Source organism: Actinoallomurus sp. NPDC052308 (genome assembly GCF_040679195.1).
Taxonomy (GTDB): domain Bacteria; phylum Actinomycetota; class Actinomycetes; order Streptosporangiales; family Streptosporangiaceae; genus Actinoallomurus; species Actinoallomurus liliacearum.
In genome coordinates this window covers 99,127-117,155 of the sequence record NZ_JBFAUM010000014.1, presented here as the reverse complement: position 1 = coordinate 117,155, position 18,029 = coordinate 99,127, and the positions used below count along the sequence as shown (strand labels likewise).

Sequence of the window (18,029 nt, the reverse complement as noted above, 5' to 3'; positions counted from 1 at the left end):
AGCACAGCCACATGGGTCGCTCCTCCGACGAAGGAGGGCCCCTGACCCGCCACCGCGTTCCCCGGCGCCGGCTCCGCCCCCCGCTGGGCCGCCTCCGGGTCCGTACCCTGCGCGGCAGGCTGATCGTCGGGTCGCTCCTGCTGTTCACGCTCGCCTGCACGATCGTCGGCATCGTCACGACCCTCTCCCTGCAGCGCTTCCTCATCGAGCGGCTGGACAGCCAGCTCCAGGACGCCAGGGGCCGGTACGCCATCAGCCTCGAGCACGCCGTGGAGGGCGACCGCTTCGACCGGGTGAAGGGCCAGGCGGTCGGCACGTTCGGCGCCCGCCTGGCAGACGGCCAGGTCACCCAGTGCGGCGTCGTACGGGACCACGGCGGCGAGCTCGACCTGCCCGCGCCGGACCAGGCGCGGCTGGAGGCGCTGTCTCCCGACGGCCGGCCCCGGACGGTCGAGCTGGAGTCCCTCGGCAAGTACCGGCTCATGGCCAGCCGCGGCGAGGACCGCGACGTCCTGGTCACCGGGCTGCCGATGCACGGCGTCGACGAGACGGTGGGCCGGCTCGTCATGGTCGAGATCACGGTGTTCATCGTGGTCCTCGCCGTCGGCGGGGTGGCCGGCGCCACGTTCGTCCGGCTCGCCCTGCGCCCGCTGCGCCGCGTCGCCGCGACCGCCATCCACGTCTCCGAGCTGCCGCTGGCGAGCGGGGAGGTCGCGCTGCCCGCCCGGGTGCCGGACACCGAGCCCGACACCGAGGTCGGGCAGGTCAGCACGGCCTTCAACCACATGCTGGAACACGTCGAGTCGGCGCTCGCCCAGCGGCAGGCCAGCGAGGACAGGCTGCGACGGTTCATCGCCGATGCCAGCCACGAGCTGCGCACCCCCCTGGCGAGCGTCCGCAGCCACGCCGAACTGGCCCGCCGGGACCCCGGCCAGACCGGTCCGCGGGTCGATCACGCCCTGCGCCGGATCGAGGCGGAGTCGGTGCGGATGGGGCACCTGGTGGACGACCTGCTCCTGCTGGCGCGGCTCGACGCCGGGCGCCCGCTCGCGCACGAACCGGTCGACCTGACCCGCCTCGCCATCGACACGACCAGCGACGCGCGGGCCGCCGGCCCCGGCCACCACTGGGCTCTCGACCTGCCGGAGGACCCGGTCACGGTGTACGGGGACGAGTTCCGGCTGCATCAGGTCCTCGGCAACCTCCTCACCAACGCCCACACCCACACCCCGCCGGACACGAACGTCACCGTGCGCGTCGCCGCGCCCGACCGCGACGGGACGGTCCTCCTGGAGGTGGTCGACGACGGCCCCGGCGTGCCCGCCGAGCTGCGCGACGACGTCTTCGAACGCTTCGTACGGGGCGACGGTTCACGATCGCGCAAGGCCGGCGGCAGCGGGCTGGGGCTGGCGATCGTGTCCGCCGTCGTCCAGGCCCACGGCGGATCCAGCACGCTCAGCAGCGAGCCGGGACGAACCTGCGTGCGGATCCGGCTGCCGGTCGGGTCGCCTGACAAGGAGCCCCCGGCCTGAGGCCGCCCGCCCGGCCGGGGGGGCGAACCGATCATGAGGCCAGGGCGTGCGTGGCGACCGCGTAGTCCGGGCGGCGCGTACGAGCGCGTGGTCGCGGGCGTACAAGCGGGTGGTCGCGGTCGTACAAGCGCGTTGCTCGGAGGGGGTGGCCTACGAGCGCTTGTCAGGAGCGGGCGCGGACGACCGCGACCGGGCAGGGCGCGTGATGGATCACGCCATGGCTCACCGAGCCGAGGTGCAGGCCGCGGCGTCCGCCGCAGTTCGAACGCACGCCGACGACGAGCAGGTCCGCGTGGGCGGAGCGCTCGACGAGCTCCCCGACCGGATGCCCCGAGACCGCCTGTTCGATGACCCTGACCTCGGGATACCGGTCCCGCCAGGGTGTCACGGCGCCGACCAGGAGGTTCGCGGCGGACGCGGCCGCTTCGCGGATCGCGGCCGGGTAACCGCCGTCGATCTCGGTCAACGAGGTCTCCCAGACGTGCACGGCCCGCACCCACGCGCCGCGGGCCCGCGCCGCCTCGAAGGCGTACCGGAGCGCGAGGGCGGACTCCCCGGAACGGTCGACTCCGACGACGACCTCGCCACGGGTCTCCTCCAGCTCTCCCCGAACGATGATCACCGGTCCGGGAACGTGCCCCGCGACCTTCAACCCGGTCGACCCGAGCAGCAGGGCCGCGAGGCCCCCGAGGCCGCGGTTGCCGATCACGGTCTCGTACGCGCCGAAGGCCGCCTGCCGAAGCGCCTCGGCGGGAGTCTCTTCGACGAGCCCGGTGGTGACCTCGATGTCCGGCCTGGCCTTCAGGGCCAGCTCGGCGGCTTCGGCGAGGACGCGAGCACCGCTCTCGGTGCGGGATTCGGCCATACCGGGGGCCGGGTGGAACGGCATGTCGCACGGCCAGCGTTCGATCGCGTGGAGTACGTGCAGTGGGTGTCCCGTCCGGCCCGCCTCCTCGGCGGCCCATTCGACGGCGAGGCCGGCGCGGGGTGAGCCGTCCGTCCCGACGACGATCGGCGGCGGAGATCGTCGCTGCCCGGCCGGCTCGCCGCCACCGGCCGCGTACGCCATATGATCTTTGTGGGGTTCCTTCACACCTTCAGCGTCATCTCCGGTGCGGCGCGGTTGAAGGGACCAAGGTCCCCGTGGTGGTGGCCGCTCGGCCCATGTCACCAGCGGAATCGCTGATTCGCAGCACCCGCGGCCCGTACACGGCCCGCCGGGCACCAGGTCTCCGCCTTATCGGGGGGGCTCCGCCCCACCAGATCCGCCGGCGGGCACGCGCCACTCCAGGACGCTGCCGCCGCCCTCCCCCGGGCCGATGTCGAACGAGCCGCCGAGCCGCTCGGCCCGTTCGGCGAGGTTGCGCAGGCCGCTCCGGCGTCCGCCCGGCCTGATGCCGATCCCGTCGTCGGCGACCCGTACGACCACCTGGTCGGCCGCGGTCACGGTCACGCTCACCCGATGGGCACGGGCGTGCCGTGCGGCGTTGGACAGCGCCTCCGCCAGGACGGCGGGCACCTGCCCGGCCACCCCTTCGTCCACCGCCAGGTCCAAGGGGCCGTTCAGACGGACCTCCGGAGCGAAGCCGAGGGTCGCCTCCGCCCGGTCGATCTCCCGCTGGATCCGCGAGCGCAGTCCGTGGTCGGCAGGCGTCACCTGCAGCGCGAAGATCGTCGAGCGGATCTGCCGGATCGTGTCGTCCAGGTCGTCGACCGCCCGCTGGACGCGCACGGCGACGTCGTTCCGTACGATGGCCTGGGCCGCGCTCGCCAGCGTCATGGCCGTCGCGAACAGGCGCTGGATGACGGTGTCGTGCAGGTCCTTGGCGATCCGGCCCCGCTCTTCCAGCAGCACGAGCCGCCCGGCGTCGCGGCGCCGGTCCGCGAGCTCCAGCGCCACCGCCGCCTGTGCGGCGAACGCCTCCAGCAACCGGCGGGCGGACCGCCCGAACATCGGCCCGCCCGGCGGGTTGGCCACCGACAGCACGCCGCGCGCGGCAATGCCCGAGCCCAGCGGGACGATCAGCACCGGCCCGATCGGGTCCGGCAGGCGGCTCCCGGCGGGGCGCAGATACTCCTCCGCGTCGGCCAGCACGACGGACCGGCCGCTCCGGTAGACCCGGCCCGCGACGACGTCGGCGATGCGGAGCCGTACTCCGCGGAGCGCGTCGGCGTGCCGGCCGGCGGTGGCCTCGATGACGAATTCATCGCCCGTGGCGAGGAGCACGCAGGCCGTGGCGGCGGAGCAGACCTGCCGGGCGCGCTCGGCGACCAGCACGAGCACCTCCTCCGGCTCGGTGCCGGACAGCAACGACGCCGAGACCTCGGCCGACGCCTCGAGCCAGCGCTCCCGCCGCCGGGCCTCCTCGTACAGCCGGGCGTTCTCGATCGCCACCCCGGCCGCGACGGCGAGCGCCGTGAGCACGTTCTCGTCATTCTCGTCGAACTCGCCGCCGTCCTCTTTGTCGGCGAGGCAGAGCGTGCCGAACACCGCGTCCCGGACCTGGACCGGCACGCTGAACGACCGGTCCGACCACGAGTCGGTGCCGGGGCCGTCGGAGCCTCCGACGGTCACGAGCCGCCCGAGACGGTCGTCCTCCCCGATCACTCTCAGCGCGCACCGGCGGGCACCCACGAGGGCGGCCGCCGCCTGGACGATCCGCCGCAGCACACCGTCGAGGTCGAGGTCGCTCTCGATCGTCACGACCGCCTCCACCAGCGCGTGCACGCGGTCGCGCGTGGTGAGCACGTCGGCCAGCCGCGTCTGCAGCTCGGCGAGCAGTTCGTCGAGCCTCAGCTGCGGCAGAAGGCCGGACCAGTCCTGGCCCGACCGGCTGTCTGAAGGCATGGCAGCGGAGACCTCCCCCGTCAGGCTGCTGCCTGGACCCGCTGCTCACAGTATGGAACACCAGGTCACCGGGGTGCAGGGCGCATCGGACCGAACCGCCGGAGAGCACGTCAGCCGGACGCCGTCCGCAGCACCGCCCGGGTCCCCGCCGCGACCTCGACGTCCTCCCGCGCCGTCACGACCAGCGAGCGGACCGCCGCCCCCGGGGCTCCGATGTCCGCGTCGGCGCGGGCGGCGGCGTTGCGCTCCGGGTCGATCCGCACGCCCAGGAAGGCCAGCCCGTCCGCCGCGCCCTGCCTGACCTCGGGCGCGTGCTCGCCGACGCCCCCGGTGAACGCCAGGACGTCGAGACCGCCCATGGCAGCCGCCATCCCGGCGATCCGGTCGCGCAGCCGGTGCAGGTAGATCTCCAGCGCGAGCGTCGCGTCGGGGTCGTCGCGGGCGAGGATCTGCCGCATGTCGGCGGTCCCGGCCAGGGCCAGCAGGCCGGACTCGTGCTCCAGCGACTGGGCCAGGTCGTCGGCGGTCAGGCCGGCGCGCTGCTGCAGCCACAGCAGCAACCCCGGGTCGACGCTGCCGGACCGGGTGGCCATGACCAGCCCTTCGAGCGGCGTGAACCCCATCGTGGTGTCCACCGACCGGCCCCCGGCCACCGCGCACAGCGACGCCCCGGCGCCCAGGTGGCAGACGACGACGCGCAGCCCCGCCGCGTCGGCGCCGACCAGTTCCGCCGCCCGCCGCCCGGCGTACGCGTGGGACAGGCCGTGGAACCCGTAACGGCGCAGGCCGTACTTCTCCCGCCACGCCGCGGGCAGGGCGTAGGTCGCGGCGGCGGGCGGCAGCCCGGCGTGGAAGGCGGTGTCGAAGCAGGCCACCTCCGGAACGCCGGGCAGCACCGCCCGTACGGCGTCGATGCCGTCGATCGACTTCGGCTGGTGCAGCGGGGCCAGGTCGACGAGCGCCCGCAGCCGCCGCTCGACGTCGTCGTCGATCAGCACCGGCTCGATGAACTCCCGGCCCCCGTGCACGATCCGGTGCCCGATCGCGTCGGGGGCGGGCAGGTCCGGGATCTCCTCCAGGCTCCGCGGCCGGGCCAGGACCGTGTCGTCGGAGTCGAGCAGGCTCAGCTTGAGGCTGCTCGACCCGGCGTTGACCACGAGCACCTTCGTCATGAGAGCCCGCCGCCGTGCGGCCACACCCAGTTCGCCACGTCGGGGTGGTCCTCGCCGTGCTCGCGCGTGTACGCGCGGGCCTGGAGACGGCGGTCGACCATCTGCTGACGGACGTACGCGGCCCGCCCGCCCAACTGCGGGAGCCGGTCGATGACGTCCATCACGAGGTGGAAGCGATCGAGGTCGTTCATCATCACCATGTCGAACGGCGTGGTCGTGGTGCCCTCCTCCTTGTACCCGCGGACGTGCAGGTGATGGTGGCCGTGCCGCCGGTAGGCGAGGCGGTGGATCAGGTAGGGGTAGCCGTGGAACGCGAAGATCACCGGCTTGTCGGTGGTGAAGAGCGCGTCGTACTCCGCGTCGGACAGCCCGTGGGGGTGCTCGGTGTCGGGCTGCAGCCGCATCAGGTCGACGACGTTCACCACGCGGACTCGGAGTTCGGGGAAATACTGGCGGAGCAGATCCGCCGCGGCGAGCGTCTCGAGGGTGGGGATGTCGCCGGCGCAGGCCAGGACGACGTCCGGGTCGCCGCCGGTGTCGGTCCCGGCCCAGTCCCAGATGCCGATGCCGCGCGCGCAGTGCAGGACCGCCTCCTCCATCGGCAGCCACGTGAGGGCGGGCTGTTTGCCGGCGACGACGACGTTGACGTAGTCGCGGGAGCGGAGGCAGTGATCGGCCACGGACAGCAGCGTGTTCGCGTCCGGCGGCAGGTAGACCCGGACGATCTCCGACTTCTTGTTCACCACGACGTCGAGGAATCCCGGGTCCTGGTGGGTGAAGCCGTTGTGATCCTGCCGCCAGACGTGCGAGCTGAGCAGGTAGTTCAGCGACGCGATCGGCCGTCGCCACGGCAGGCGGCGGGTGACGTACAGCCACTTGGCGTGCTGGTTGAACATCGAGTCGACGATGTGGATGAAGGCCTCGTAGCTGTTGAACAGCCCGTGGCGCCCGGTGAGCAGGTAGCCCTCCAGCCAGCCCTGGCACAGGTGCTCGCTGAGCACCTCCATCACCCGGCCGTGCGGGCCCAGGTGCTCGTCGGTCGGCAGCCGCTCGGCCTGCCAGACCCGGTCCGTCTCGTCGAAGACGGCCGACAGGCGGTTCGAGGCGGTCTCGTCCGGCCCCATGATCCGGAAATCGTGCGGGTTGTCGGCGATCACGTCGCGCAGGAAGCCGCCCAGCACGCGGGTCGCCTCGCTGAAGGTCGTCCCGGGCTTGTCGACCGGCACGGCGTAGTCGCGGAAGTCGCGCAGGTTCAGGTCGCGCAGCAGCAGGCCGCCGTTGGCGTTCGGGTTCGCGCTCATCCGCCGATCACCTTCGGGCGGCAGCGCCCGCAGCTCGGGAACCGGCCGGCCGTCCTCGTCGAACAGCTCCTCCGGACGGTAGGAGCGCAGCCACGCCTCCAGCGCGGCCAGGTGCTCCGGGTCCTCCCGCACCCGGCCGAGCGGCACCTGGTGGGACCGCCACGTGCCCTCGACGGGCACCCCGTCGACCTCGCGCGGGCCGGTCCAGCCCTTCGGCGTCCGCAGCACGATCATGGGCCAGCGCGGGCGCTCCGTCGATTCGCCGCCGCGCGCGGCCGCCTGGATGCGGGCGATGTCCGTCAGAGCGTCGTCCAGGGCGTCCGCGAGCCGCCGGTGCACGTCCGCGGGCTCGTCGCCGCTGACGATGATCGGCCGGTGGCCGTACCCCTCCAGCAGGGAGACCAGCTCGGGCTCCGGGATGCGGGCGAGGACGGTCGGATTGGCGATCTTGTAGCCGTTCAGGTGCAGGATCGGCAGCACCGCGCCGTCGGTCACCGGGTCGAGGAACTTGGTGGAGTGCCAGCTCGCCGCCAGCGGCCCGGTCTCCGCCTCGCCGTCGCCGACGATGCAGGCCACGATCAGGTCCGGGTTGTCGAACGCCGCGCCGTAGGCGTGGGCGAGGGAGTACCCCAGCTCACCGCCCTCGTGGATCGAACCGGGCGTCTCGGGCGCGACGTGGCTGGGCACGCCACCGGGGAAGGAGAACTGCCGGAACAGCCGGGCCATCCCCGCGGCGTCGCGCGACACCGGCGGATACACCTCGCTGTAGGTGCCCTCGAGCCAGGCGTTCGCGACCGCCGCCGGGCCGCCGTGCCCGGGGCCCATGACGTACATCATGTTCAGGTCGCGTTCCTTGATGACGCGGTTGAGGTGGACGTAGCAGAGGTTCAGCCCGGGCGAGGTCCCCCAGTGACCCAGCAGCCGCGGCTTGATGTGGTCCCGGGCCAGCGGCTCCCGCAGCAGCGGGTTGGCGCGCAGGTAGATCTGTCCGACCGACAGGTAGTTCGCGGCCCGCCAATACGCGTCGATCCGGCGCAGTTCGTCGTCCGCCAAGGTCATGGCGCGATCTCCTCGAGCGAGAGGGGCACGGGTCGAGCCGCTCCAGTCACCCGGCGCGCCTCGCACGAAGCGTCGCGCGGCCGGTCGGCGGCCCGAGATCTCCATCTGATCACGGGCCGCCGGGACGCCAGCAGGGACGAAGGTCCCCGGACGCGCGGACGCGTGCCGCGGAACGGAGCCGCCTGCCGAGTACGAAGGTCCCGAACCGGACGCACCGCCGGAGAAGGGCCATCGGACATGGGACGTTCGCCTCTGCCCTGCACACCTCCGACGGAACAGCATCGAGATATGCACCTCGACGTCAACGGGCTGGAGGTCCTCGGCCGGGAGGAATGCCTCGCCCTCATGGGATCCGTCCAGGTCGGCCGGATCGTCTTCACCGACCGGGCCCTGCCCGCGATCCAGCCGGTGAACTTCGTCCTGCACGGCGAGGACGTGATCATCGCGACCGCGTCCGGTTCGAAGCTGGCCGCGGCGACGTGCGGTGCGATCGTCGCGTTCGAGGTGGACGCCTTCGACGCCGGCGACCGGGCGGGCTGGTCCGTCACCGTCGTCGGGCAGGCGCGGGCGGTGTACGACTCCGGGGAGCGCTCCGGGTTGTCCCGGTTGCCGCTTGATCCGTGGATCCCCGGACGGCACGACCACTTCATCCGTATCCGGAGTGACGTCGTCAGCGGACGACGGTTTCATCCGATGATGGTGGAGGCGAGACCATGACCGAGCGAAGCGAGGGAATCGACAAGCACAGCCCCCTGGTCACTCCTCCGACGAAGGAGGTCCCGTGACCGGGACACTGGAAGAACAGCCGGTGGGCGAGGCCATGTCGACGGACGTGCTCGCCGTCACCGAGACGGAGTCCGCCCTGCTGACCTGGGAGCTGATGCGGCAGGGCGGCTACCACCACGTACCCGTCCTGAGCGATGAGGGAGGCTTCGTCGGAGTCCTGGACGCCGAGACGCTGGCCGCCGCCTGGGACAGCGGCGGCCCGGACCGGATGCGCAAGCCGGTGGGGGCCCTCCTCGGTCACCGTTCGCCGACGCACGTCCGCCCGCAGGACTCCGTCGCCACGGCCGCACGGGCGATGCTGGCCGCCGAGACCGATGTGGTCCCGGTCCTCGACGACGACGGGCGGCTGTCGGGCCTGTTCACGGCGCGGGACCTGATCGCGCTGGCCGCCGGGGCGCGCCGGCCCGCCCGAGCCGGGCACGTCACCACCCCTGCGCTCTACCGCATCGAACCGGTACTGCCCGGACGGCACCCGGAGGGCAGCACGATACCGCCGAGCTGAGCGGCGGTATCGGGCGTGGACGCACGGGACGGGAGAGGAGAGCCGATGCCGCGGCAGATCGTCTCCGGGCTGTCGGAGCCGTCGATCGCCCTTCTGGAGGAGCGCATCCACCGGTTGGAAGTCAGCGTCGCCCTGCTCACCCACGCCGTCCAGGCACTCGCCCGTGAGGTGACCGGCGACCCGGATCCGGACGAGGCGGCCGTACGGACCACGGCACCGGACGACGCAGCCGTACCGGCGAGGGCACCGGACGAGAGGCCCGTACGGGCGACGCCGCCGAACGATCTGGCCGTACCGGCGACGGCGCCCCCCGCGAGGCCCTACACCCGGCGCCAGCGGGCCTCGCAGAAGGAGTAGAGGCCGAAGACAACGAGGCCGAACGCGACCAGGACCAGCAGCCACGGCCCCACCGAGGTGGAGGCGAACTCGCGCAGTGTCCCGTCGACGCCCTTGGCCTTGCCGGGATCGAAGGTGATCGCGGCGTAGGCGAGAAACACCCCGGCCGCCGCGAACACGAGCGCCCGGGTGGAGCGGCCGACCATCCCCAGTGCCTCGACGACCTTACGGACCCGTGCGCTCATCTGCTCGGTCTTGAGCTGCTTCTCGAAGTTGCGCCGCAGGGCGCCGACCGCGATGCCGATGCCGCCCGCGATGAACCCGATCCCGACGAGCAGGACGAGCCAGCGCCCCGCCGGGATCTCGTGCATCGCCTTCGCCGTGTAGTCCTTGGACTTCTTGTCGCTGGAGCTCCGCCCGCCGGCGCCGATGATGAAGGCCACCGTGGTGGCGCAGATGCCTGTGTAGAACACCCCGCGCGCCAGGGAGGCCAGGCGCTTGGTGGCCTTGTGCCCGTCCGGCCCGGACTGGCCGAGGAGGGCCTCGCTGTACCGCCACAGGGCCAGGCCCGCGAAACCGAGCGCCAGCAGCCACAGGATCACGCTGCCGCCGGTGGTCTTGGCGACCGTCTCCAACGCGCCCTGCCGGTCCGCGTGGCCGCCCTTGCCGAAAGCGATCTTGATCGCGAGGTAGCCAACCAGAAGGTAGTTGAGGCCGCGGGCGGCGAGGCCGCTCCGGGCGAGAAGCTGAAACGGCGTGCTGTTGGACGCGCGGCGTCCGGCCGCCCGTAGGTGCGCGCTGTGCGCGGTCATGAGCCACCTCCTGGATCGGCCGCGAGATGCCCTCTCCGCTCGGGATCAAACCTGACCGCCGGCCCGTGCCCGGAACTTCGCACCCCTCGTCGGGCGTCAGGACTATCGAGGGTGGTGATCTCACTTCCGTCGCCCCGCACCCCCGCCCACGGCGCCGGGATCCCCGACCCGGCGGTGCACGATCGGAGCAGTGCATGGTCATCGGCCTCCTGACCGCCATCGCCGCATCCGCCTGTTACGGCACCGGATCGGTTCTGCAGGCGGTGGGGGCGCGCAGGTCCGCCCGCCGGGAGATCGCGGCGGGGGCCACGACGGCCACGACCGCGCACGGCGGCCCCAGCCTCTCCTCCACCGCGAAGGCCGCCGTCACGTGGGAGTTCCTCCTGGGGTCGGTCCTGGACGCGGCCGGTTTCGGGCTCGGCGCGCTGGCCGCCCGGCTACTCCCCCTGTTCCTGTCGCAAACCGTGATCAGTGCGAACCTGGTGATCACCGCCCTGTTGGGGATCAAGCTGCTGGGCGTCCGGCTGAACCGGCTCGAGTGGCTGTCCATCGCGGTCGTGTGCAGTGCTCTCGTCCTGCTGGCCGGGGCGGCCGGGCACGAGGGCACCGGCGACACCTCGATCTCGACCCACTGGTGGCTCCTGGCGATCTCCGTGCTGCTCATCGGCGCCGGATTCCTCGTCGTACGGCTGGTGGGCGCCAAGGCCGCGATCCTGGCCGGGCTGCTGTCCGGACTGGGTTTCGGCGCAGTGGGCGTGGGCGTGCGCGTGCTGAACGGCGTGCGTCCGCTCGACCCGGACGCGCTGCTGGCCGACCCCGCCCTGTACGCCCTGACGGTCGGCGGCGTCGGAGGCATGTACCTGCACACGGTCGCGCTGCAGATCGGCTCTGTCAACGGGGCGACCGCGGCCCTCGTCGTGGGCGAAACGGTCGTCCCCGGCCTGCTCGGTGTGGTCTGGCTCGGCGACGCCTCACGCCCCGGCTACACCTGGGCCGCCCTGGTGGGCTTCGTGCTCGCCGTCGCCGGCGCCGTCGCGGTGGCCCGCTTCGGCGCGGCCGAGCACGCCGTCGGCCGGGCGTCCCACCCGGGGGAGGCCCTCGGCTCCTCCTGACCGGGATCGGTCGGTCGGACCGGCCGACGGGTGTCGGACGTGCTCGGCGATCAGGCCGCCTTGTCTGCGGCATCGATGCCGACGGCGGTGTGGATGAAGTCGGCCGCCTCCCGTACGGCCGCCCGTGCCTCGGGGAACAGCCGGTTGAACAGCTGGAACACGTGGATCTGCCCTGGCCAGATCTGCAGCTCACACCTGTTTCCGGAGCTGGTGAGGGCCTCGGCGAGCCGTTCGGCCTCCCCGCGCAGGACCTCCTGCTTCGCCACCTGGATGAGGAAGGGCGGCAGCTCGAGGCCGTCACAGTCCAGCAGTGACAGACGCGGGTCGGACCAGTCGTTGTGATCGCCGACGTACAGCCGGCCGAAGTGCCGCGCCAGCGCGGGGCTGATGAACGGATCGCGGTACTCCCGGTCGCTGAGCACCGACAGTTCGCAGCTCAGGTCGACCCAGGGCGAGAACAGCACGACGCCGCCCGGCGCCGGCAGTCCGGAACGGATCGCCTCACCGACCGTGGCGGCGGCGAGGTGACCTCCGGAGGAGTCGCCCGCGATCACGATCCGGGACGGCGGCAGGTCGGTGAGCAGCCACCGGTAGGCCGCCAGGGCGTCCTCGAGCGCGGCGGGGAACGGATGTTCGGGGGCCAGGCGGTAGCTCGGCGCGAGGACCGGCAGCCCGGTGTCGGCGGCGAGCCGGCTCGTGAGCGTGCGGTGGGTGCGCGGCGAGCAGAACGCGTACCCACCGCCGTGCAGGTACAGGATCGCGCCCTTGGCGGGCTCGGGCGGCCGGACCCACTCGCCGGAGACCGGCGCGCCCGCCGCTCGGGCCAGGGCCTCGACCCGTACTCCGGGATCCGGTCGTAGCAGGCGGGTGCCGTGTTCGATGGCCATGCGGAGCACCGTGAGGGATACGAAGCGTCCGCTCAGGCGGTCGACCATGGGCCGCCATCCGAAGCTCAGGGCGCGCGCGAGGGCCCTGGCCTGTCGACTGGGGGCGACGATGTCTGCGAATCCGGCGGGGAGGTCGTCGTAGGAGGTCACACGACACCACCGACGGGTATCGAACGGCCCGACTCCTCAGCCCGGCCGCAGAGGGGGATTTTTGTCATTTCTGCGCCTCGGTGTACTCGTTCGGAGGAACCACGACCGATCGTCCCTCTGCCCGGCCGACGGCGATACGGGGGAACTCCCCCTTCGGGTACCTGCTTCTACCTGCGCCGGATGCGGGGATATGCACGATTCGACAGGCAATCATCACGGTCCGTTACCGTCCTCGTCACGAGGTCCCGGTCCGTACGGTGACCACCGCCACGCCGATCCGTGGTCACCGCTTCTCGCGGTCCGCGAGTCCGGATCGCAGCGCCCGCTTGTCGAACTTGCCGCTGGCAGCGACCGGTGCCTCGGAGATCACCGTGATCGTCTCGGGCGCGCTCGCGGCGCCGAGCCGCTCCCGCACGGCCCGGGCCAGCGCGCCGAGGTCCGGGGTCCGGCCTTCGGCCGGCACCACGAACGCGTGGATCGCCTCGCCGGTCCGCTCGTCCGGGATGCCGACGACGTACGCCTGGTCGACGTCCGGGTGGTCCGCCAGGACCGACTCGATCGGACCGGCGTAGCAGACCTCGGCGTTGACGATGATCACGTCGCGGCTACGCCCGACGAGGTGCAGCAGGCCCCGCTCGTCCAGCCGGCCGAGATCGCGGGTGCGCAGCAGGCCGTCCCGCAGCGTTTCGGCGGTCTGTGCCGGATCGCCCCAGTACCCGCTCATCATGTACGGGCTGCGCAGCCAGATCTCACCGGTCTCCCCCATCCCGACCGGGCGCCCGCCCTCGTCCCGTACCTCGATGTCCACGAACGGCAGCGGCCGGCCCACCGAGGCCAGGACGGCGGCCGGACCCGCGGCGATCATCTCGGGCGTCAGCACCGAGATCAGACCCGCCTCGCTCTGTCCGTACCCCTGGTACACCACCGGGCCGAGACGCTCGACGGCCTCCGTGAGCCGCCGCGGGTTCACCGGCGATCCGGACACCATGACCGCTCGCAGGCTCCCCAGGTCGGCGGCCTCCTCGCGCAGGACGTCGAGCAGCTGGTAGAGCCGGGGCACGGTCATGATCGTCCCGGTGATCCGATGACGCTCGAGGGCGTACGGGAACAGCGGGCGCGTGTCGCCCGGATCCGGGATCACGCAAGTCCCCCCGCCCATCAGGGACAACGTGGCCCAGTCCATGACCACCGGGCTGGCCAGCGTGCCGAACACCAGGCAGCGCTCGAACCCGTGCGCCATCCGGACGAGCTCCGGCGTCCAGGCGGCGGGCCGGTGCGCCCAGTGCGCGGTGAGGGCCTGGTAGGTCTGCGCGCACCCCTTGGGCCGCCCGGTGCTGCCGCTCGTGTAGGTCAGCCGGGCGACGTCGCCGGGTCGCCCCTGGACGCTCATCGGCCCGTCGGCCGCTCCCGCGAGCAGATCCTCCCCTGCCGGGCTCTCCCCCAGCGACAGCAGCGGTGCCGCCCCGGCCTCCGCGATCAGCTCCGGCGTCACGGACGGTCCGTCGACCACGATCGCCGCGAGGTCGGCGTCCAGCATCGCGGCGAGCTGCCCGGCCGTGTACCCCGGCCGTACGCCGACGACCCGGCAGCCCAGCGTGTACGCGGCGACCCGCGCGGCGAACGCCTCCGGCGAGACCGACGTCACCAGCGCGACGCCCTGGCCGGGGCCGAGGCCCGCGGCCCGCAACGCGCCCGCCACCCGCCGGATCGTCTCCAGCAGCGCGCCCCGCGAGACCGTACGGTCCCCGTGCTCGAACGCCGGCGCCTCCGGCGCGCTCGCCAGCGCGTCCAGCAGAGCCCGTGGGAAGAGCCCGTCGTCTGGCCTGTCCTGCATCGTCGCCTCGCTGCGGTCGACTCGTCCGACCGCAGGAGGCTAGACCGGCGCTCCTCAGAGGATTCTCAGAAGAACCCGTCGCGGGAACCGCGCGTTCCGTGGGGCGCGATCCCGTTCTCTCATCAGGGATTCGATGGTGAGATGGTCTTCCGGGGAGGCGGTGGCGACCGAGGGAAGGAAGATCCGATCGTGGTACAGGGAACGGGCGGGCCGGAGCGCACGCTCACCGAGGAGGAGATCCGCCGGACCGTTCAGGACATGCTGGCCGGCCGGGATCTGGACGGCCGGCACGTCGCCGTCATCATCCCGGACGGCACCCGTTCGGCGCCGATGCCCCTGATGCTCCGCCTGCTGCACGACGCGCTCGCCGGCCGCGCGGCCCGCATCGACGTCCTGGTCGCGCTCGGCACCCACCAGCCCATGGACGACGCCGCCCTCGACGCCCTCGTCGGCGCCACCGGGATCGGCCGGGACCGTCTGCTCCCGGCGATGACCGTCCTCAACCACGCCTGGTCCGATCCGGCGACGTACGCGGCCCTCGGCACGATCACGGCCGAGCAGGTCCGCGAGCTGAGTGGCGGACGGCTCGACAGTGGCGTCGACGTACGGATCAACCGTCTCGTCGTCGACGCGGACCTCGTGATCGTCTGCGGCCCGGTGTTCCCGCACGAGGTCGTCGGGTTCTCCGGGGGCAACAAGTACTTCTTCCCGGGCGTCGCCGGCCCGGAGGTGATCGATCTCTCGCACTGGCTCGGCGCCCTGATCACCAGCCACGACATCATCGGCACCCGCGGCATCACCGCCGTACGGGCGATCATCGACCACGCCGCCGCGATGATCCCGACGCCGAAGCTGTGCCTGGCCATGGTCGTACGGCCGGGCGGGACCGACCTGGCCGGCCTCTACTCGGGGACGCCCGAGGACGCCTGGGCCGCGGCCGCCGACCTGTCCGCCCGCGTGCACGTCCGGTACGTCGACCGGCCGTACAAGACGGTGCTGTCGGTCATGCCGCGCCGGTACGCCGACATGTGGACGGCCGCCAAGGGGATGTACAAGGTCGAGCCCGTGATCGCCGACGGCGGTGAAGTGATCGTCTACGCCCCGCACATCGACCGGTTCAGCGTCACCCACGGCGCGGTCCTCGCCGAGATCGGTTACCACACGCGCGACTACTTCCTCGCCCAGTGGGACCGGTTCCGCGACCGGCCGCTCGGCGTCCTGGCGCACAGCACGCACCTGCGCGGTCAGGGCACCTTCGAGGCGGGGGTGGAGCGGCCGCGGATCAACGTGACGCTCGCCACCGGCATCCCCGAGGAGGTCTGCGCCGCCCACGGCCTCGGCTACCGCGACCCCGCCACCGTCGACGTCGACCGGTGGATCGCGGACCCGGACCCGGACCTCCTGGTCGTCCCGGACGCCGGCGAGATCCTCTACCGCCTCGCCGCGCCGAACACGCGCTGAGTCCCGCGAACGGCGGGGTGGGCACAGGTCAGGCGGTGGGGGTGAGCCGTACGGGGAGGGCGGCCAGCCGCCAGGCGCCGGGCATGGGGATGCGGTCCAGGTTCTCCGGGGGGACGGCGAGGGACAGGTCGGGGTAGCGGCCGAGGAGGCCGGTGAAGGCGACCTCGGCCTCCTGGCGGGCCAGGGCGGCGCCGAGGCAGTAGTGCAGGCCGTGGCCGAATCCGAGGTGGGTCTCCTGACGGCCGTCCGGCTGCCGGGTGATGTCGAGCCGGTGGGGGTCGGCGAAGCGGCGCGGGTCGAAGTTGGCGGAGACGAGGCTGGCCATCACCGGTGACCCCTTCCGCAGCCTCCTGCCGCCGATCTCGACGTCCTCGGCGGCGTACCTGAACCGGGCGGCCTGCACCGGCCCGCACCAGCGCATCAGCTCGTGCACGGCGCGTGGCAGCAGCACGGTCGTGCCGGCGCGCAGCAGTTCGAGCTGGTCGCGGTGGGTCAGCAGCGCCACCATGCCGTTGCCGATCAGGTGCGCGGTGGTCTCGTGCCCGGCCAGCACGATGGTCAGCACCATGGTGACCAGCTCGAACTCGCTGAGCACGGAGCCGTCCTCGTCGTGGACGCCGATCAGCGCGGTCAGCAGATCGTCGGCGGGCTCGGCCCGGCGGCGTGCGACGAGCTCCTCGATGTGCTCCACGATGCCGCGGATCGCCGCGGTGAAGTTCCCGGTCTCATGCGATCGCATCAGGGCGCTGCTCCACCGCAGCCACTGCTCGCGGTCCTCCTCGGGGATGCCGACCAGCTCGCAGATGACCGTGATCGGCAGCGGATAGGCGAAGTGCTCGAGGAGGTCCACCACGCCGTCCTGCGGGGACGCCCGGTCGGGAAGACGGTCGAGCAGCCTGCCGGTGATCTCCCTGACCCGGGGCAGCAGCGTCGCGACCCGGCGCGCCGTGAACGTGCGGGAGACGAGCCTGCGGAGCCTGAGATGGTCGTCGCCGTCGACGTCCAGCACGCTCCGGAGCAGGTACGGCGCGTACTCCTCGTCGATCCCCATGGTCCGGAAGATCTCCGTGCGGGCGTCCTCGAGCTCCATGCCGGGCACGTTGCGCGGGTTGTTGACGAACCTGCGGTCGCTCAGCACCAGCCGGACGTCCGCGTGCCGCGTGACGATCCAGAGGGCCGAGCCCCGGTCGCCGTGCACGACCTGCGCCATCGGCGACCGCTCGCGCAGCCGCGAATAGCCGTGAAACGGGTCCCGTAGCAGTTCGGGATCCAAAAGATCGACGGTGACAGGAGTCGCGGGAGTCGCCATTCCACCTCCTCCACGATGAATACCGAAAAATAAGACTTCGCGGACCGTTCGCGCCCTCCGAACTTCCGCGCGTGAGCAGATTCCAGCATTGATGAATTCGACTGGCAAGCCCTCGACCTTCACTCCTCTCAAATCACCCTCTATGGGACATTCCACGGGGTCTTGACTTCCCACTGGCACACCAATAGCATCCATCTTGTTTAACTCTGTGTGACCACGTAATTACACAAAGCGATCACATCGATCGCCCGAGGAGGACATGCGCGTGGGACTCAAGGGCACCGGGCCGAAGCCGCCGAGCGATCTGACCAAGCATCGGGCGATCGAGACGGTCCGTCAGATCCAGCACCTCATGCTGCTGTGCGCGCTGCTACCGCCCGACGGCCGGCTGCAGGAGGTGCTCCGGCTCGCGCTCTCACTCCACGAGGAGCCGCTGCTGGCGCGGATGACCCCGGTGACGGACCTGCACCCCCAGACCACCAAGGAATGGCTCGAATCCCTCTGGATTCGAGATGGAATATCCGCCGAGGAAGAGGAGATGATCGCCTGGCAGAACGACAAACCGAACATGGACGCCGCGATAGCCGAGATCAAGAATGCCGAACGGCAGCTCGGCATTCGACTGGCGACCGAACTGGTCGAATAGCACGGCAGGGTTCACGACAGAAAAGGAGAAAGGCGATGTCACCGAGCAGCGTACTGCGTCACGCGGCGGCGGACGCGGAGGTCCGCGCCGAGATGCTGGCGGCTCCCGAGGCGTTCGGGGTCTCCGCGGGCACCGTTCCCGCCTCCGTCGAGCCGCTGGACGAGGAGACCCTCGACTTCTGGACCGAGGGCGTGGCCGCCACCGAGGTGTACGCCTGCGCGAGCAGCTGCAGCGCGGGTCCGTTCACGATCATCTGCGACGGCGGCACCAAGTAGTCGACCG

At 72.1% G+C, this 18,029-nt stretch carries 16 protein-coding genes; 8 read left to right on the top strand and 8 right to left on the bottom strand.

The annotated features are described in order from the left end of the window. Positions 1-11: 11 nt before the first annotated feature. A complete protein-coding gene (locus AB0L00_RS28335) occupies positions 12-1,532 on the top strand; it encodes a HAMP domain-containing sensor histidine kinase (protein ID WP_364440134.1) in 1,521 nt (506 codons plus the stop codon). A 163-nt stretch (positions 1,533-1,695) separates the two neighbouring features. On the opposite strand, the gene AB0L00_RS28330 is transcribed toward AB0L00_RS28335, so the two are convergent. From AB0L00_RS28330 to AB0L00_RS28315, 4 genes are all read right to left on the bottom strand, one after another. Next, the gene (locus tag AB0L00_RS28330) at positions 1,696-2,625 is read right to left on the bottom strand and encodes a universal stress protein (RefSeq protein ID WP_364440133.1); all 930 of its coding nucleotides are present in this window, start codon (positions 2,623-2,625) and stop codon (positions 1,696-1,698) included. Positions 2,626-2,769: 144 nt separating this feature from the next. Beyond that, positions 2,770-4,380 carry a GAF domain-containing protein gene (locus AB0L00_RS28325; RefSeq protein ID WP_364440132.1) on the bottom strand — a complete coding sequence of 537 codons (1,611 nt, stop codon included), beginning with the start codon at positions 4,378-4,380 and terminating at the stop codon, positions 2,770-2,772. A 110-nt stretch (positions 4,381-4,490) separates the two neighbouring features. Continuing rightward, positions 4,491-5,552, bottom strand: coding sequence for an acetate/propionate family kinase (locus AB0L00_RS28320; protein WP_364440131.1), 1,062 nt, complete (start codon positions 5,550-5,552; stop codon positions 4,491-4,493). Further along, positions 5,549-7,912, bottom strand: coding sequence for a phosphoketolase family protein (locus tag AB0L00_RS28315; protein WP_364440130.1), 2,364 nt, complete (start codon positions 7,910-7,912; stop codon positions 5,549-5,551). Before AB0L00_RS28315 ends, AB0L00_RS28320 begins: the two co-directional genes overlap by 4 nt. A 288-nt stretch (positions 7,913-8,200) precedes the next feature. Between AB0L00_RS28315 and AB0L00_RS28310 the strand changes: the two genes are divergently transcribed. The 3 genes from AB0L00_RS28310 (at position 8,201) to AB0L00_RS28300 (ending at position 9,557) form a co-directional block, all read left to right on the top strand. Then, positions 8,201-8,629: a pyridoxamine 5'-phosphate oxidase family protein gene (locus AB0L00_RS28310; protein WP_364440129.1), complete on the top strand. Its 429-nt coding sequence runs from the start codon at positions 8,201-8,203 to the stop codon at positions 8,627-8,629. 64 nt (positions 8,630-8,693) lie between these two features. Next, positions 8,694-9,200 (top strand): CBS domain-containing protein, encoded by a 507-nt coding sequence (locus AB0L00_RS28305; protein ID WP_364440128.1) that lies wholly within the window; start codon positions 8,694-8,696, stop codon positions 9,198-9,200. Between the two features lie 45 nt (positions 9,201-9,245). Beyond that, on the top strand, positions 9,246-9,557 hold the full coding sequence (locus tag AB0L00_RS28300; protein WP_364440127.1) for a hypothetical protein: 312 nt from the start codon (positions 9,246-9,248) through the stop codon (positions 9,555-9,557). Here the strand turns inward: AB0L00_RS28300 and AB0L00_RS28295 are convergent. Continuing rightward, on the bottom strand, positions 9,521-10,348 hold the full coding sequence (locus AB0L00_RS28295; protein ID WP_364440126.1) for a DUF1206 domain-containing protein: 828 nt from the start codon (positions 10,346-10,348) through the stop codon (positions 9,521-9,523). The two genes, AB0L00_RS28300 and AB0L00_RS28295, sit on opposite strands and share 37 nt — an antisense overlap. Positions 10,349-10,542: 194 nt before the next feature. On the opposite strand from AB0L00_RS28295, the gene AB0L00_RS28290 reads away from it, so the two are divergent. After that, positions 10,543-11,460, top strand: coding sequence for a hypothetical protein (locus tag AB0L00_RS28290; RefSeq protein ID WP_364440125.1), 918 nt, complete (start codon positions 10,543-10,545; stop codon positions 11,458-11,460). A 50-nt stretch (positions 11,461-11,510) separates the two neighbouring features. On the opposite strand, the gene AB0L00_RS28285 is transcribed toward AB0L00_RS28290, so the two are convergent. Together AB0L00_RS28285 and AB0L00_RS28280 are read right to left on the bottom strand one after the other, a co-directional pair. After that, positions 11,511-12,347, bottom strand: a complete 837-nt coding sequence (locus AB0L00_RS28285) for an alpha/beta hydrolase (RefSeq protein ID WP_364440124.1) — start codon at positions 12,345-12,347, stop codon at positions 11,511-11,513. 433 nt (positions 12,348-12,780) lie between these two features. Further along, positions 12,781-14,331, bottom strand: a complete 1,551-nt coding sequence (locus tag AB0L00_RS28280; protein WP_364440123.1) for an AMP-binding protein — start codon at positions 14,329-14,331, stop codon at positions 12,781-12,783. 189 nt (positions 14,332-14,520) lie between these two features. On the opposite strand from AB0L00_RS28280, the gene AB0L00_RS28275 reads away from it, so the two are divergent. Then, positions 14,521-15,792 (top strand): lactate racemase domain-containing protein, encoded by a 1,272-nt coding sequence (locus tag AB0L00_RS28275; protein ID WP_364440122.1) that lies wholly within the window; start codon positions 14,521-14,523, stop codon positions 15,790-15,792. A gap of 28 nt (positions 15,793-15,820) precedes the next feature. Here AB0L00_RS28275 and AB0L00_RS28270 read toward each other — a convergent pair whose 3' ends face one another. Next, on the bottom strand, positions 15,821-17,101 hold the full coding sequence (locus AB0L00_RS28270; protein WP_364440121.1) for a cytochrome P450: 1,281 nt from the start codon (positions 17,099-17,101) through the stop codon (positions 15,821-15,823). Between the two features lie 259 nt (positions 17,102-17,360). On the opposite strand from AB0L00_RS28270, the gene AB0L00_RS28265 reads away from it, so the two are divergent. Next, positions 17,361-17,747: a DurN family substrate-assisted peptide maturase gene (locus tag AB0L00_RS28265; RefSeq protein WP_364440120.1), complete on the top strand. Its 387-nt coding sequence runs from the start codon at positions 17,361-17,363 to the stop codon at positions 17,745-17,747. A gap of 35 nt (positions 17,748-17,782) precedes the next feature. Next, positions 17,783-18,022 (top strand): cinnamycin family lantibiotic, encoded by a 240-nt coding sequence (locus AB0L00_RS28260; RefSeq protein WP_364440119.1) that lies wholly within the window; start codon positions 17,783-17,785, stop codon positions 18,020-18,022. The last annotated feature ends 7 nt before the right edge of the window (positions 18,023-18,029 follow it).